Genomic DNA, 16252 nt, shown 5'->3' on the forward strand with positions numbered 1-16252 from the left:
CAAAACGCATTCTTTCTATTGGAATCCAAACCTTAAAAGGTTTTGGAAACAGGATTGTCATGCGGAGTTTGCTGACCTAAATTGTTAAATAAAATCTTTAACAATTACAACCTCAGAACGAGGTTCAATATAAAAATGGCATTAAGGAGTAAAACCTTTTATTAAAAATGATCAAATGGTTTTGGCTGTCTTAAATGGTATGTCATTACAGGATTTTATCCATGAATAAATCTTCTTAAAACTTCGTTCTTCTTTTAAAACTTTTTCTATCACTCAAAATATTATCTCTCATGCCTATATCTTCAAACAGAAGTCTCGGAATTCAAAAAAATAAATTAATGCGTTACAAACTCATTAAAGAACTGTATCAAAAGCATAAAACGGAAGACATTCCGACTACTGTTGTGTGGCGTAAATACGTCTATCCGGTTTACCCGATTTCCAGAACTACTTTGTATGAAATTCTCTGTACACCTATCACTTCTGAACTAAAAAAAATCGAAGAACTTATGAGCAATCAGCAAAGGCCTTCTTAATTCATATAAAAGAAAAAATCATTCTTTTTTAATCTTCAAAAACATCCTTTTTGTGATGCAAAGATGAAGCATTTACTTCATCCAAAACGACTTCTGTTCGCTTTCCTTACAACTCTGTAAAGCCCTAGAATACAAATGTTCGCAGACCTTGCATTCGTTTTTTTTAGGGCTTTTTTCACCCAATCTTTGCAATCTCAAAAGGAAACAACCACGCCTTAAAACCGGAAAAAAATCTGGTTTTGCTTCCTTCAAAAAAACAACATTCAGGTTGTCTTTTCAAAAACAATTTTAAGCCCAATATTCAACTTTAAACACATTCAATGGAACAGTTTTTATACCCCACTCTCACCGCATTCTTTGCCGGTTTTATCACTTGGTTTTTCTCGATGCGAAAATCACTGGCAGAAGATCGCGCAGCCGAACTTGACAATGCCGTAAGCGCCGTAAAATATTACCGTGATCTTCTGGACGACATTACCGCACGACTTACAGCTGCTACAGAAACGATCAAAAAAATGGAAATACAGCATAAAGAACTCATGCTGATTAACCAGCAATTGGTTGACGAACTACAAAAATTCAAACAATTAAACGGAAAAAGCTCATGACACTAGCTCAAAAAACGATCGAAATCGCAACGGCACAAATTGGTGTCGAAGAAATTCCAAGAAACAGCAATTCGGGTCCCGAAGTTGAAATTTATCTAAGAAGTGTCGGACTTGGAAAAGGATATGCCTGGTGCATGGCTTTTGTTTACTGGTGTACGCAGAATGCTTCACAGCAAATGAATGCTAAAAATCCTTTAAAGAAAACCGGAGGCGTTTTGGACCAATACAATTCAAGACCTCTTTTGGCAAAAAAAACACCTCAACCTGGAGATGTTTTTATTCTGGATTTCAATAACGGCACCGGTCATGCCGGATTTGTCGAGAAAATTGCTGGAAACACGATTTATACCATTGAAGGAAATACCAATGATTCTGGCGGACGTGAAGGCTATAAAGTAGCCAGAAGAAAACGCGATATAAAAAGTGTGAAAAGCTTTTTACGACTGTAAAATAAAACCTTATAAACCAATTTTAATTATGACTAAAAAACTAAAATGTCTTGTTTTTTCTCTTTTCATTATTCTGATCATGATTTCATGCCGAAGTCCGAAACCGGTGCAAAATGAAAACAAAACCCAGACCATAACCATTACCGAAACTTTACACGATACAATCTTTAAAATCGCAAAAGACAGCAGTTCCTACAATGCATTATTAGAATGCCTTAACGGAAAAGTAATTCTTAAAAATGTTATTCAGGCCGAACCAGGGCGTACATTAAAAAGCCCAAAGGTTCGACTTGATAACAATAAACTCCAAGTCGACTGCAACCTGAAAGAACAGGAACTCTATGCGCATTGGAAATCGAAACAAATTAAAGATATCCAAGAGAAAACGATCACTATTACCAAGTTTGTCAACTATCTCACTTTTTGGCAGAAAGTACAGATTTGGCTCGGAAAATTGCTGCTTTTTATTCTTCTTTTTTTAATTGGAAGATTCCTCTACAAAATCTATAAACCGCTCTGGTTTAAATAAAAACTTTTATTAATAATACTTAAAATATGTCCGCAAAATCCCATTTTTTTATAGAGTCGGGAGGTTTTCCCGCGCAGTTGTCAGACCAAGGTTTTGGACCCCAATCTGAAACTGTTTTCAACCTGACTTCTAGATTTTCTTTAGGCGCTCCCAAAAAAGCTTATTCTATTTGTAAAGGAATTGTTTTGGTTCAGCCTCAAACTGGCAATCCTGATAAAGTGAATCTAATTCTTCGTCCTTACAATCAGCCTTTTCCTGGATTGAATATCAAATATTTTGTTTACAGAGGTTTACAGAAAAGTGATTTTTTTACGAATGATGCAGATCCTTTGGTTATTAAGAATGAAGGATCGTATTCCGATTTCATTGACAAAATAAACATCGATTTTAAAGCTTTTCATGAAGGCCGCGTAGAAAAAAACGGTGAAACTGTCACGCCTATTCCTGTTCCTGCTTTCACAGCTAAATTTATTGGTTATGATAAAGATCTAACTGATACAACAATCTCAATTTCTGACTTCTTTTTTAAGGAATCGAAATTTGTCGCGGCTGGCGATACTTTCGATGAAAAAGATGATTTCGAATTGCCTCTAATCGATATTGGAAAATCATTAGGAAATTTTGCTGAAGGCGAATGCGGAATTGATGTTGTTCTAAATTACGGCGATTACAAACATGATTTTGACAATACTGAGTTTGCTTTTAATTTAGAATATGCCCGCAAACCTTTTGCTGAAATTAATGTAGATGGTGAAACAGATTTCATTAAGAAATTACAACGTGAGCAAAGTACTCAATTTATTGATATTGCAGCTTTTTATGGATTATTCGTCAATGAAGGAAAAATAGAAACAACTACTTCTTCAAATGAAATTATCTCAAAAGTTGGAACAACAATTTACAGTGATTTATTATTTAATTTCTCTAATAAAAACAAAGTTTATTTATATATTCAAAGTAACAGGCGTCGTTCATATAATTTTTACAATAATTACAAATTATCAGAAACAAATAATAAAGACATTAAAATAGGAACTGCAGATAATTTAATTGAAGCAAATTATGGTAATTTAAACTGGCCAGTTCTCATTTTTGACAATAATCAATTAAACTCAAATGATTACAACGACATATCAATAGAATTAACAGCCTCTTTAAAATATGAAGAAATTGCTCTTTATGTACTAAGAGGATCAATTATCACTAAATCTGAAAGAGACTTTGTAATTAAAGAAAATCTTTTAGACTTAGAAAATAGTGGTTTGGATTCAAATTTTACTAAAACAGTATCATTTAAAGTGCCAAATATCAATGTCAGTGGACAAAAAAAGAATATTAGTTCATTGATCAGACTTATCTACATAGGAAAAGAACTGGATTTTTCTTCTGCAAATAACTATACAGTCTGGGGAGATAAAAAAAGACATTCTTTATATAATAACATCTTTCCGAACTTAACTATTACACCCGTTTTTAATAGTAACCAAAATTTCTTAACAGCTTCTTTTAATAGAGAATCTCTAATCAATTACAAAGGATTTTCGAATTACATGAATGAATCTGTATTAAATGGTCTTGCAGTATTTCAAAAAGGGAAGAAAGACATAGTAAATCCTGACTCTAATGTAGAAACTTTCATTAAGGAGAAAGTCTTATTCATCGCAAAAAAAATTGAAACTTTAGATGATTTTTCTATTCATAAAACAGAAGTATTTGCACAAGGAGTATTTGCTAAAAAAGCAAATATAGATCCTAATTTAATGGATTATTCAAATTATTTTTCTTCATTATATGGTTCAAAAGAATACAACTTACAACATTACATGGTTAAGGAGTCTGAAACTGATATTAAGATACTTTCATTAAATTTCAAAGAAGAATTAGATTTTGACTATTATAATCTCGGAATAACCAAGAATGAATTGGATATTTTAAAAGAAATGACACCTGCCAATTCATCAAATTTCAATTTTTATTTTAAGGATGATTTAGAAAACCCTCGTTTAAGTTCTACTGATACAAGTTATTTCAAATATTCCCTTGGTGTTATTTATGAAAATGAAAACGGATTGATTTCTGTTGTAATGCCTCAAGAACCTATTTATATATATGGAATCAGTTATAAATTCTTATCCACTAAAGAATATGCTGATTATGAAGAAAAATCAATTTTAGCGAATATCATTAACACACTCGATATATAAGTATATGAATGCAAAACAAATAGCCAGACGTTTAGAATTTATAAAATACTTTACGTTACAAAAAAAAACTATCACTCTTACTATAAATGCTGATGTCGGCCAGCATACAGAAATTGAAAATGAATATGTTCAATTATCAGGTAACTTTAGTTTTACATTTGAAAGTATCATTACTGATTATGCTTATAGTTACGATTCTAATTTGAAAGGAAGAAAACTTCAAATTCCTTTTAACAAGAAACCTGATGAAAACTCACCTGATTTTAAACTTATATGTAATCTTAATGGATTAATGACTCCTGCGATTGCAAATAACTACATAAAAGATGGGCATAATTTTAAAAGATATATTTTCCCTTCATACAATAATTATCGAACATACTCCGAATGGTACAGTGATACAGCAATGGATATTGATAAAAGAGATACACGCAGTTATTCCATGAACATTATAGTTAAAGAAGCTGATCCTGATCAATTTGAACAATTTTTAAACGAGTCTTATTCTCAATGGAAATCTCGATTTACTGCAGCAAAAAACATTGCTATGCAGGGTGATTTTTATTGGCTTAGTTTATATGATCCAAGAATATATGAATATGAACTCTCCTTTGATAATAGGAAAGCCATATTAAATTATATGGTCTATTCATTGAATTGGAGGTTGATTATTGGTGGAATAGATGGAATTAATGGTGTTGATGAATACGAATTATTTGAGTCTTTAATCAAAAATATTAGTGTGGAGGACTTAGAAAGATTATATAATTATATGTTCGAAGTATCAGGAGAAAAAACTAATTTACAAATTTATGAAGATAAATTACCTAAAAAACTTTATGATATATTATTACTAATCTTAATCAAATATTTTTATTCCAAAAAAACATTAATTGAATTAAAAAATGGATTTAGAAAAGAACTTTTATACCCTATAGGGTTATATGAAGAAAATGGACCATGTTTCACTTTCGACTTAGATGAAAACCATAATGCACCTACAGGAGATTACATCATAGGTGCCAAATATAATATTAGCGAAGATAATAACAAAATAAAAATCAATTCAGCTTTAAGATATAGACTAAGTGCAAATGGATCTAGGATTGAATATCAAAAATTTAGATTTATTGGTATTGGCGAAGAATTAGATTATAAAAAAACTGTATACATAACATCATTCATAAGTAATCAAAAACTTAAGGGGATTGAGATTCCATATGGTAGTGCTATTCCTATTCCTGCTTTTGCTTTAAAATGGATAATTGATGAAAATGAAGATGAAGAAAACATAATAGATTTAATACAAAAAACTGTAGCTATTACTGGTATGGTATTACCAATTTATCAGCTTACTGAAGGAGTCAACATCTTTTACAATATAATTGGGATTGGTTTTACTATATTTGGTAATGCTTTAGAAGCTGGCGTAAAAGATCAGATAGAAAAATATGACAAATCTAAATCAACTTCTGAACACCCTTATACGCTAGGACAAGATTTCTTAGATACTTATTACTTACTATCAGCAATTTATGGCGGAATTAACCTTAGAAAAAGTATAGAAAAAGGTAAAACTCCTAAAGAAAAAATTAAAATATTATTTGAGTTTGAAACATTATTAGGTATGAAAGGAACTCTAGGAGATATCAATTCTTACATGGAAGAACATAATGAAAATTTAGATTTATTGATTCATATCAATACCGATATGATCCAATTGCAAATAGATTATGACAGATATAAAATATCTAAAAAATAAAAATTAAGATGACGATTATTCGCAAACAAAAGGTGATATTTCTTGAAAGTATTGATCAAATAAATTACCTCCTCGATCTTTAAATCTTTTGATACTTGGATCACAGCATTTGATAGAATTATCTATGTAAAGATTTAAAAAGTTTGCTTCTTTATTTATAACAAGAGTAGTCAAATTATTTCGAAAACATTCAAGTGTATTTAAATTCAAATTTTTACTTACATCAAGTGCAATTATGTAGTTAAAGGAACAATAAAGTCTTTTCAATTCTATATTATTACCTACATCAAGTTTACTAAGTTTGTTCATCTCACAATTAAACCATTCCAAATTTAGATTCCTACTTAAATCAACTGAATTAATTTTGTTATTATAACATTCAAGTCTTTTTAAGTTTATGTTTTTGCTTACATCAAGTTTTGTAAGGCTATTATAACTACAATGAAGATTTATTAAAGCTATATTTTTACTTAGATTAATTTTTGTAAGTTTATTCTCGTTACAATGGATTTCAGTCAAAGAAGTAAAATATTCTATTCCCGACAAGGAAGTAATGCCTTTTCGATTAATACTCATCAATTTATCATAAGAAGTAACGGAAGGATGATTTGAAATAAATTTACCATCAGGAGTAAAAGCCAATGGTACAATCGTTTTTAAATAAGTTTTAAAATTTGCATCTGGTATTTCAGCGTACACAGGAGGTGGGTCATTTTTTTTCAAACAACTATAATTCATGGTACTTATTATGAAGATTACAAAAAGCATTACTATTCTCTTCAAAACATCATTGTTGTTTTTCTGGGTTGCAAATATTTTTTTTACCATTATATTTTTTAGTTGATCTTACTAAACTTAAAATGTCAATTATTATATATGCAAGTTTATAAATTAAATCATTTTGCAACAAAATATTTGTAAGTTTTTTCAAAAGAAAAACTATATTATTTATTTTCTCCCCCGCTGGCGCGAGCGTCCCGCTCGTGAACGCAAAGTATTTCTTACATTAGCTCAAAAATAATAAATGAGCAGAAAATACAAATTTGGAGATAAAACTGGAGCTTACTTTATAAGTTTTGCTACAGTATTTTGGATAGATGTTTTTACAAGAAAAGAGTATTTTGGGAGCATTGTAGAATCATTAGACTACTGCAGAAAGAACAAAGGAATGGAGATTTATGGTTATTGTATCATGCCTAGTCATATTCATTTAATTTTCAGATCTGAAAATGGAGATCCTTCTGGCTTAATAAGAGATTTCAAAGGTTTTACTTCTAGAAAAATGCTCAAAGCAATTGAAGAAAACCCTGCTCTACGAAGTGTTCGAAATTGCTGTGCGAAGTCTCCCGACTTCGTACCCGTTGCTATATTCCGTTCCAATTTATTTGTTTATTTTTTTCCATTCTCTTTGTGGATCATTGGGACGGGTACGAAGTCGGAGACTTCGCACAGCGATCAGCGAATTTCATAAATGAACACTTCGCAGAGCTGGGTAAAGATGAATTGGATATTTTGAAAGCATTAATCCCAGTTAATTCATCAAATGTTAATTTTTATCTAAATGAAGAAATAGAAAACTCAATTAATACCGATGGAATTGAAGGGTACTTAAAATATTCACTCGGAATTGTTTTTGAAGATGCTAATGGCGTTCTTGCCGTTACCATGCCTTCCTCTCCAATTTTTGTGTATGGTATTAGCCATAAATTCTTAACGTCAATGGAATATACAGATTATGAAGAAAAATCAATATTACGAACAATTAGTAACGAAACTGAAGTCATATAAATTATGAAAGAAACAACAAGACTTTTAGAGCTTATAAAATACTTTACATTAGTAAAACGTTCAATAAGATTTACTGCAAATGCAGATGCTACAATCCGTGAGATTACAAATTCAAAATATACAAAACAATCAGGTTATTTTAATATCGAAAGTATTATATTAGATTACGGTTCAGACTATTTTTCTTCATTAAAAGAAAAAGAACAGCATATTTTTTTTGGAAAATGTCCTGTAAATATTTCTGGAAGTTATGAAGTCCCGAAAGATCTTAGTGAATTAATGACACCAGCCATCACACATGATTATATCCAACTTGGAAAATCTTTTAAAAGATATATTTTTCCATCAACTACGGATAGCACATATACTCAAAAATACCAATCATATAATGAATGGCATGATAAAACACAAGTAGATCTTCATCAAAATTATTACCGCACTCGTTCTTTCAATATTCTAATTGGGGAAAATAGCGTAGATTCTTTTAATAGTTTTTTAAATGAATCTTACTCTCAATGGAAAACCAGATTTGACCAAGCTAAAGAAAATGCTAAATCGGGTAATTTTTATTATTTTAGTTTATTTGACCCTAGAATTTACAAATATGAATTGACTTTTACAGATAGAATAAGAATTCTAGAATATATGATTTATTTTATGGATTGGCCTTTGTTTGGAGATAGAGATAATGTTGATGTATCGGAACTATTTATTTCCTTAATTACAAATACTAATCTTACTGATGGTACAATGTTATATAATTATATGTTTACACTAAATCCGTTAACAAAACGGATATATTTAAAGGATTGCGAAGATAAATTGTCTAATAAACTTTATGATTCGTTGATTATAGCATTGCTAAAATCTTTTTATTCAACAAAAACAATAAAAGGATTATTTGATGGTTTCACAATGACCCGATTATATCCAATAGGCTTTTATGAACAAACATTACAGGAAGATGTACCCTATTTTGATCTTGACACTCAAAAGTTTTTACAAACGGGAAAACATCCAATAGCTCAAGGAATCAAATATAATGTTCTTGAAATTAAGAACTTAAAAATAATAATCGATGACCTTGTTCAATATAGATCGAAGATAACTAGAGTTGAACTTGAAAAATGTAAATTTCCCTATACTAAAGAATTAAATTTTAATGATGTTATTTATATAACACCATATTTAAATTCTGAAATATTTAAAGAAATAAAAATTCCTTACGGTTGTATTATACCAATACCTGCATTTGCATTAGAGTGGTACGTTGATAATAATGAAGATACTGGCACTATTCTGGAAATCATCGGAACATTAACAACTTTAGGTGCTCTAGTATTTCCAGTATCCAGAATTGCACAAGGAATTTTTGAAGGAATTAGTTATTTATATAGTGCTATTGGTCTTGGTTTTACAATAATTAATAATACTTTAGGCTCTGGGATACAAGATCAAATAAAGAGATACGATAAATCTAAATCTACACCTGATCATCCATATATGTTAGGCAGTTATTTTTTAAGTATATATTATTTATTGTCATCTCTATATGGCACATTTAGTTTAAAAAGTTCACTAGACGAAGCAGGCGGTGATATTAAAGTTTTATTTGAAGCAGAAAATCTAATTGGCGCTTATGGTGCTATATCTGATTTTAGGTCTTTTATGACTGAATTTTATCCGGGTGAAAGTTTAGAAACATTCAATTCAATTAGCAAGCAAATGGAACAAATTAAAAATGAATATAATAAGTATAAATATTTACAAAGTATAAACTAGATTTTTTTTACTTTAAAATAAACTAAATAAATTATTATGTGCTTATTTAAGAAATAATTAAAAAACAAAAAGTTAAAAGTTTTTTGTTTAGAGGTATTTTCTTTCAAAATTGAACTTAAATTCTAAAAAAAAAATATCTTTGAATCAAAGAATTCAATAATAATACTCAACTTATAAAATGGTAATAAATAAATTCAGCAATTTAATTTTTAGATTATTCGGTGCTATTATAATATATAACTTGCTTTTTAAATATACTTTAGGATCCCTATTTGATATTAATAAAACTCCATATTCTAGAGAGTTTTCATACAGATTTTCATTAAATTGGTATGTCGTCTTTTTCTGTTGCATTTGCTTTGTAGTATTAATAAAAAATCCATCTATTTTAACACACTTTTTTTATCGAAAAAATTACGTTGTTGAACTAAATGAGAAAAATCAATATCGAATTTTAAAAATCATTTTTATAACATTTAGTGTTTTTCGATTAGTTATTCTTTTCTTTACTTTTCATGAGGTTAGCTTATGGAATAAGGCCCTCTCTATAGTTTCAATAATATTTTTCTTTTTGCTCTTATTTCATAACACTATTATTAAATTTATTGTTCGGAAAATAAATTCTTATTCTAAAATACAATCAAATTATATTTTTATTTTTTCGATGATTCCAATTCTTTTATACTTTTATTTTTTCTGGGATTATGGATTTGGTTACGGTTCATTAAATCTTTTTGATTTCATTTTTCGTCCAATTATTTTACTAATTACTTTATGCTCTCCTTTATTTTTTAGATTATTAATAAAAAAAGACACCTTGATCACAAGTTATCATTTTACATTTATTTTATTTTTCTGGATTTTATTTCTATATAATTTACAGGAATTTTTATTGAAGTTTCCTAATTATGAAAGAGATAATATTTATCTCATTAAAGATTTGACATTTCATGTTGTAATGCCCTTGTTCTTGTTAAGTCTTCATTCAGTCTTTGCAAAAATCAAAATCATTTCAACGTTACAATTTACACTTATTATATTGGGAACTTTATTAATTTTCTGCTCTTTTGTTAGATATTTAAATGGAATTTCTTATGGAATGTCTATATATCTAGTATCTGGAGTTTTTGTTTTATTTTTATCTATAAAAAGTACTTTTTTTGATAAAAGACTTGAAAAATTAAAATTTAAAGATAAAAAAAGATCTGTAGAGCCATCTTTACAAAACAGTTCTTCATTTTTATTCATAGCGATACTATTTCTTACAATTTCAAAGTACTCTATTGTACTTTTTGGCCATAAACTAAGTTTTAAAGATATTTTATTTTTTAGTATTACAATTGCCCAATTAATAATTATTGGAAAAATAGTATTGAATAAGAAACTTAGACTTGATAATGCCGAAGGTTTAATAAATGCATCAATTATTTCCTTTTTACTATTAATATTCTGTGATAATTACTTATGGTTCTTAAGTCGTTTACTTTTTAATAATATTTCATTTTTTGATGTTGACACTCTCTATTTTATAGTTTTGTTACTTGCAATACTATTTTCATCTTATTTAACAAAATTTATACAACCATTATTAACAAATAGTAATTTAAAAAATTTCCTCAACTTATAAAGATGATGTTCCCCCGCTGGCGCGAGCGTCCCGCTCGTGAACGCAAAGTATTTCTTACATTAGCTCAAAAATAATAAATGAGCAGAAAATACAAATTTGGAGATAAAACTGGAGCTTACTTTATAAGTTTTGCTACGGTATTTTGGATAGATGTTTTTACAAGAAAAGAGTATTTTGGGAGCATTGTAGAATCATTAGACTACTGCAGAAAGAACAAAGGAATGGAGATTTATGGTTATTGTATCATGCCTAGCAAAAAAAAAGTTGCTATATTCCGTTCCAATTTATTTGTTTATTTTTTTCCATTCTCTTTGTGGATCATTGGGACGGGTACGAAGTCGGAGACTTCGCACAGCGATCAGCGAATTTCATAAATGAACACTTCGCAGAGCTGGGGAATATGCTAATGCTGATACAATCAAAAGACAATTCTTAAGAAAAAACAGGGATTTCTGGCTAACTAACAATTATACATATGAATATATAAGTTCTTTCAAATCAGAAATAGATAAAGTTGTAAAAACATATAAAAATCAACTTTTATCGGCAGATATAAAAACGAGGCTACAAGCTTTGGAAAAGATAAAGATTAGTGAAAAATTTACCTTAGGCGATTTTATTGAAAAACCAATGAGGGTTTATTTAAACAATATGATTTTAAATAATGAAGATCTGATGTTTAGTGTTGACATTTTATTTAAAAAAGCTGATGGGGCTCCTCTAGTTGGAAAGATACATTTAGATATTGATGCCATTGTTGTAAATAAATCTATAAATAAAATTAAAATGCCATATAGTGCCAAACTTACTCCCAGAGAAACATTTGAAACAACAAAAGCAAAATATAATGATGCTCAAAAATTAGAATTTTTAAGAAATCTCCCAGAAGATATTACACAAGCAAAAACATTTATAACACAGGAAGGAAAAAAAACATGGAAAGACATAACAATGCCTCAAAATTTCAATCAAATCCATTCCATAGAAGTAAAATATTTGGATAAATCTGGAAAAGCTAAAACAATGTCTTTATCAAATTTTAAACAAATGTTAAAAGCTACCCCTTATTCTTTAAGTGATTTTACAGAAATTAATCCTACAACATTCAATACAACAAAAAAAGAATTATTAAATAGTTTATATATTAGAATAATAACAGATTAAAATAAATAATATGCCACTAGATATTAGATACAAAATAGAGAATATAGATACTTATTTCAGAAAAGACGAATTAAGCACATTGCTTTTTTACATAAAGGATATTAACTACGATTTAGCTACTAAACTTTATTTTTTATTAGAAAAAGAAATAGCTTTTAGATTAGAAAACCATTTGGATATTGGAAATCTAGATGCTTTTAATGATATGTCTGCACATTTTGATTCAGGCGATATTGAAGAAAGTATTCAATCAATAGCAAATCAAGTTATTCCATCATTACAAAATGAAAGACTGAATATATGGGAAAAATATGGCGGTTTTGATAATTTAAAGAATGAAGTTAATAATGGGAATGATTGGAGCTTTAATTTAAACATAAATTATGATTATGTACCGGAATATGTTGATTATTATATTGATATGTTGATTGAAATAAAAGAACTTCTACAAAAATCTCTAGATCTCAATACTCCAATCATTATAAGTTATGAAGATTAACCCGATTTCGCAGATTTAGCACGTCACGCATCGATAGCGCGGATTTATAAACCCCGCTCTACGAAGTGTTCGAAATTGCTGTGCGAAGTCTCCCGACTTCGTACCCGTTGCTATATTCCGTTCCAATTTATTTGTTTATTTTTTTCCATTCTCTTTGTGGATCATTGGGACGGGTACGAAGTCGGAGACTTCGCACAGCGATCAGCGAATTTCATAAATGAACACTTCGCAGAGCTGGATATAACAGTTATATCGCATAAAGGTGCAACTAGTACCAATGAAATAGAAACAGCAATAGAAAATCTATAAATTTATGAATATACAATATTTAAAGAAATTACAAACGAATCCTTCATTGGAACTTAATAATTCTGGTTACTTTAGTTCTATTAAAGGGATTTCAGAAATAGAAATTAAATCTTTAGAACAATTTTACAATAATGGAAATCCATTTCCTAAAGTTTTAAAAGAATTATTATTTCTCGCTGGAATTAATTGTTTTGTTTGTGATTATGGAATAAATAAAACACAGCAAGAATTACAAGAATGGGTTAGAGAAGATATGCTAGAAAACGAAAGAACAATTTCGAGACCATTTTATGCTTTTGATGTTTATGGAGGAAGTCAATTTTTGTTTATTTATTTAGATGAAGGTGATAATCCCGTAATTTACGAAGCCCACCCTTATAGCAATAATGATAACTGGATTAATCGTTTAAATAATTTAACAATAAAAAGTCTAGTCGATAATGGTATTGAACGAGTTAAAAGTGGTAAAAATCCTTTTTAAATACCCTACTGGTACAAGCGTCTTATTTGTGAACATAAAGTTAAACAACAACTCAAAGAAAAAAATCTTTGAGTTGTTTTAAAACCTAAAATTTCTTTCAAGAGAAAGGCATTCAACAAAACTCAAAAATCTTATCAACAAAACCCGATCACGCAGATTTATCTCAGCAACGATAGCGCGGATTTGCAATCCTTGTCCGCAAAGTGATTCCTTCAAAAACCCATAACTAAAAAGTAAAATTTTTCCCTGTCTTGTCTTGGAATAGGTTTACAAAAACATAAAAAACAACTCAAAGACAAAAAATCTTTGAGTTGTTTTAAAACCTAAAATTTCTCTCAAGAGAAAGACATTCAACAAAACTCAAAAATTTTATCAAAAACCCAATTTGGAAACTTAAACTTATAGTTTCCCTACTCCCCTATTGGCTTTTTTTTAAACTACGCTTCTCCCTTTTAAACCCAACAATCAATTAAAAAATGAGTACAGACCACAACAGAATAAAAGTGGCTGATTTAGAAAAAAATCAGCAAAACAAAATTCTAGTCACTAATGAAAATGGTGAATTAGAATTTCAAGATATAAAAAATATCAAATCAGAAAATTACAACGCTCTGGATTATACAACAGAAGGAAAAGCATTAGACGCCAGACAAGGAAAGGTTTTAAAAGACCTTATTGACACTAAAAGCGAAGACAAATCAAACAAAACAGATGATATTGAAACCAATAAAACATCTTCTGTAAAATATACTTCGGCTAAAAGTGTGGTGGATTGGATTAAAAGTTTTTTGTTTCCAAATGTATCGTCAAAAACAACAACATTTATCGATACCGATTTAATTTTAACTGGAGACAGTGAAGATGCATTTAAAACCAAAACTGGGACTTTTGCTCAATTAAAAGCGAATTTAAAATCATATTTTGATACCATTTTCCAGTCGGTTTTAGTATCAGGGTCAAATATTAAAACAGTAAATGGGACTTCTTTATTAGGCAACGGTAATATAGCTACACCTGATATGAATACAACAACTGCTCAAACAGTTTCAGGAGTTAAAACTTTCTTGAACTTAATGTTAGGTTTACGAAACGTGGCAAACACTTTTACCTCATTTATTACGAATGCAGCGACGGCATCTAGAACCTGGACTTTTCCTGACAAAAGCGGGACTGTTGCGATGACTTCAGATTTGCCAACAAATGTTCTTAATACAGGAACGTCAAATAGAATAGTTAAATACCTTGACCCTACTCATGGTGCTAATAGTAGACTGGAAGATACTGGAAGATATTTAGGCATTGAAACACTAAATAGTCCTACAAAAGACATTGCATTAGGCTATCAAGAAGACAGAGAAATAGGTGTTGAACAATCAAACTCAAATGTTAAAGGACGTGATTTTACTTCTTCAGCAGGACGAACTGTTAACTTTGACTTGAACTCAAATTTCGTTCCTTTAAATATTGGAGTGCAATTATGGAGAGGTATGGCATCATCTCCTAATGGTGATGTTTATGCTTGTGTATATCAAGGTGATATTTATAAGCAATCTGGAAGCCTTGGTAATTTTACAGCACAAGGAATAACTCAAAGATTGTATGTTAATATGGGTGGATATACTTCAAATATTTATGCTGCTGCCTTTAATATATTTAAAAGAACTAATGGAACAGGTGATTTTAATGCTTATGGACCTAGTGCTAGTCAAGTATGGGGGTGTACGCAGTCTAGTGTAAACAATGATGTTTATTACGCTGAAAGTGGAGGAAGTATTTATAAACAAACTGGGGGAACCGGTTCTTTTGTATCAACCGGTGCTCCAAACTTAAATTGGCGCGGAATGTGCTCAAATATGGCAGGGGATATATACGCATGTACAAATGGCGGTGATATTTATAAACAAACTGGAGGAATTGGTTCTTTTTTAGGATTAGGACAAACCTCAAGAAACTGGCACTCAATTGCAGTTTCTCCAATAAATGGAGATGTTTATGCTTGCGTAGATGGTGGCGATATCTATAGACAATTGGGTGGTAATGGACCTTTTGTATCGTTGAATCAAGGAGCTAGAGCATGGCGAGGAATAACTGTAAATTCGATTGGAAATGTCTATGCTTGCGTTTATCAAGGTGATATTTGGATGCTAAATACTCAGAGCTTGGGTACCCCAAATCTAGATGGAGGAACTCATAAAACAAAATCTGGGACTGGAAAAGGAACAGGAAAAAGCCGAATAGAATTTTACACAGGTCAAAAAACAGTTTCAGGAACCGATATGCAAGTTGAAACAATGCGAGTTTATCTCGATGAAAATGGCAGTTTTGTATACCTCACGCCTCCAAGTTATTCAAATGACGCAGATGCAGATGCAGATGCAAATCTTCCTTCAAAAGCATTTTATAAAATAACAGGGAATCGAACACTTTTTCAAAAGCCTTAGATATCTCAAAGCATAAGCTCCCAAATCAATTTGGCTTTTTCTAAAGTCAGACTTACCTATTACCCTTCATTCT

Annotated in this window: 15 protein-coding genes and 1 pseudogene; 15 read left to right on the top strand and 1 reads right to left on the bottom strand. The window is 29.9% G+C overall.

Translation table 11 applies throughout. The annotated features are described in order from the left end of the window. Window positions 1-290: 290 nt before the first annotated feature. The 6 genes from GQ47_RS03235 (at window position 291) to GQ47_RS03260 (ending at window position 6088) form a co-directional block, all read left to right on the top strand. A complete protein-coding gene (locus GQ47_RS03235) occupies window positions 291-536 on the top strand; it encodes a hypothetical protein (protein ID WP_035644718.1) in 246 nt (81 codons plus the stop codon). A gap of 320 nt (window positions 537-856) precedes the next feature. After that, on the top strand, window positions 857-1144 hold the full coding sequence (locus tag GQ47_RS03240) for a methyl-accepting chemotaxis protein (RefSeq protein WP_132991338.1): 288 nt from the start codon (window positions 857-859) through the stop codon (window positions 1142-1144). Beyond that, complete coding sequence (locus GQ47_RS03245) at window positions 1141-1593, top strand: CHAP domain-containing protein (RefSeq protein WP_035644722.1); 453 nt, start codon at window positions 1141-1143, stop codon at window positions 1591-1593. The genes GQ47_RS03240 and GQ47_RS03245 overlap by 4 nt, the downstream gene beginning before the upstream one ends. A 28-nt stretch (window positions 1594-1621) precedes the next feature. Continuing rightward, the gene (locus GQ47_RS03250; protein ID WP_152560983.1) at window positions 1622-2122 is read left to right on the top strand and encodes a hypothetical protein; all 501 of its coding nucleotides are present in this window, start codon (window positions 1622-1624) and stop codon (window positions 2120-2122) included. A gap of 26 nt (window positions 2123-2148) precedes the next feature. After that, window positions 2149-4326: a hypothetical protein gene (locus GQ47_RS03255; protein WP_035644726.1), complete on the top strand. Its 2178-nt coding sequence runs from the start codon at window positions 2149-2151 to the stop codon at window positions 4324-4326. 4 nt (window positions 4327-4330) lie between these two features. After that, on the top strand, window positions 4331-6088 hold the full coding sequence (locus GQ47_RS03260) for a hypothetical protein (protein WP_035644727.1): 1758 nt from the start codon (window positions 4331-4333) through the stop codon (window positions 6086-6088). 15 nt (window positions 6089-6103) lie between these two features. Here the strand turns inward: GQ47_RS03260 and GQ47_RS03265 are convergent, their stop codons facing one another. After that, a complete protein-coding gene (locus GQ47_RS03265; protein WP_035644730.1) occupies window positions 6104-6916 on the bottom strand; it encodes a leucine-rich repeat domain-containing protein in 813 nt (270 codons plus the stop codon). A gap of 196 nt (window positions 6917-7112) precedes the next feature. Here GQ47_RS03265 and GQ47_RS23720 point away from each other — a divergent pair, with 196 nt between their 5' ends. The 9 genes and pseudogenes from GQ47_RS23720 (at window position 7113) to GQ47_RS03315 (ending at window position 16179) form a co-directional block, all read left to right on the top strand. Continuing rightward, window positions 7113-7559, top strand: coding sequence for a transposase (locus GQ47_RS23720; protein ID WP_238567938.1), 447 nt, complete (start codon window positions 7113-7115; stop codon window positions 7557-7559). A 41-nt stretch (window positions 7560-7600) separates the two neighbouring features. Next, window positions 7601-7876 (top strand): hypothetical protein, encoded by a 276-nt coding sequence (locus GQ47_RS03275; RefSeq protein ID WP_152560984.1) that lies wholly within the window; start codon window positions 7601-7603, stop codon window positions 7874-7876. 3 nt (window positions 7877-7879) lie between these two features. After that, window positions 7880-9658: a hypothetical protein gene (locus GQ47_RS03280; protein WP_035644736.1), complete on the top strand. Its 1779-nt coding sequence runs from the start codon at window positions 7880-7882 to the stop codon at window positions 9656-9658. Between the two features lie 178 nt (window positions 9659-9836). Further along, window positions 9837-11285 carry a hypothetical protein gene (locus GQ47_RS03290; protein ID WP_193745205.1) on the top strand — a complete coding sequence of 483 codons (1449 nt, stop codon included), beginning with the start codon at window positions 9837-9839 and terminating at the stop codon, window positions 11283-11285. 77 nt (window positions 11286-11362) lie between these two features. Further along, window positions 11363-11569, top strand: a pseudogene (locus tag GQ47_RS03295) (transposase); the annotation flags it as partial. 289 nt (window positions 11570-11858) lie between these two features. Further along, on the top strand, window positions 11859-12449 hold the full coding sequence (locus GQ47_RS03300) for a hypothetical protein (protein WP_035644745.1): 591 nt from the start codon (window positions 11859-11861) through the stop codon (window positions 12447-12449). 10 nt (window positions 12450-12459) lie between these two features. Then, window positions 12460-12948: a hypothetical protein gene (locus GQ47_RS03305; protein ID WP_035644748.1), complete on the top strand. Its 489-nt coding sequence runs from the start codon at window positions 12460-12462 to the stop codon at window positions 12946-12948. A 313-nt stretch (window positions 12949-13261) separates the two neighbouring features. After that, the gene (locus tag GQ47_RS03310) at window positions 13262-13738 is read left to right on the top strand and encodes a hypothetical protein (RefSeq protein WP_035644751.1); all 477 of its coding nucleotides are present in this window, start codon (window positions 13262-13264) and stop codon (window positions 13736-13738) included. A 476-nt stretch (window positions 13739-14214) separates the two neighbouring features. Then, complete coding sequence (locus GQ47_RS03315; protein WP_035644753.1) at window positions 14215-16179, top strand: hypothetical protein; 1965 nt, start codon at window positions 14215-14217, stop codon at window positions 16177-16179. Window positions 16180-16252: the final 73 nt, after the last annotated feature.

The organism is Flavobacterium sp. ASV13 (assembly GCF_000745775.1).
Lineage (GTDB): Bacteria > Bacteroidota > Bacteroidia > Flavobacteriales > Flavobacteriaceae > Flavobacterium.

Bases quoted from the DNA above. Each gene is read 5' to 3' on its own strand.
- GQ47_RS03315 (WP_035644753.1), top strand. From the start codon at position 14,215: ATGAGTACAGACCACAACAGAATAAAAGTGGCTGATTTAGAAAAAAAT.
- GQ47_RS03245 (WP_035644722.1), top strand. From the start codon at position 1,141: ATGACACTAGCTCAAAAAACGATCGAAATCGCAACGGCACAAATTGGT.
- GQ47_RS03290 (WP_193745205.1), top strand. From the start codon at position 9,837: ATGGTAATAAATAAATTCAGCAATTTAATTTTTAGATTATTCGGTGCT.
- GQ47_RS03305 (WP_035644748.1), top strand. From the start codon at position 12,460: ATGCCACTAGATATTAGATACAAAATAGAGAATATAGATACTTATTTC.
- GQ47_RS03280 (WP_035644736.1), top strand. From the start codon at position 7,880: ATGAAAGAAACAACAAGACTTTTAGAGCTTATAAAATACTTTACATTA.
- GQ47_RS23720 (WP_238567938.1), top strand. From the start codon at position 7,113: ATGAGCAGAAAATACAAATTTGGAGATAAAACTGGAGCTTACTTTATA.
- GQ47_RS03310 (WP_035644751.1), top strand. From the start codon at position 13,262: ATGAATATACAATATTTAAAGAAATTACAAACGAATCCTTCATTGGAA.
- GQ47_RS03255 (WP_035644726.1), top strand. From the start codon at position 2,149: ATGTCCGCAAAATCCCATTTTTTTATAGAGTCGGGAGGTTTTCCCGCG.
- GQ47_RS03260 (WP_035644727.1), top strand. From the start codon at position 4,331: ATGAATGCAAAACAAATAGCCAGACGTTTAGAATTTATAAAATACTTT.
- GQ47_RS03240 (WP_132991338.1), top strand. From the start codon at position 857: ATGGAACAGTTTTTATACCCCACTCTCACCGCATTCTTTGCCGGTTTT.
- GQ47_RS03265 (WP_035644730.1), bottom strand. From the start codon at position 6,916: ATGGTAAAAAAAATATTTGCAACCCAGAAAAACAACAATGATGTTTTG.
- GQ47_RS03250 (WP_152560983.1), top strand. From the start codon at position 1,622: ATGACTAAAAAACTAAAATGTCTTGTTTTTTCTCTTTTCATTATTCTG.
- GQ47_RS03235 (WP_035644718.1), top strand. From the start codon at position 291: ATGCCTATATCTTCAAACAGAAGTCTCGGAATTCAAAAAAATAAATTA.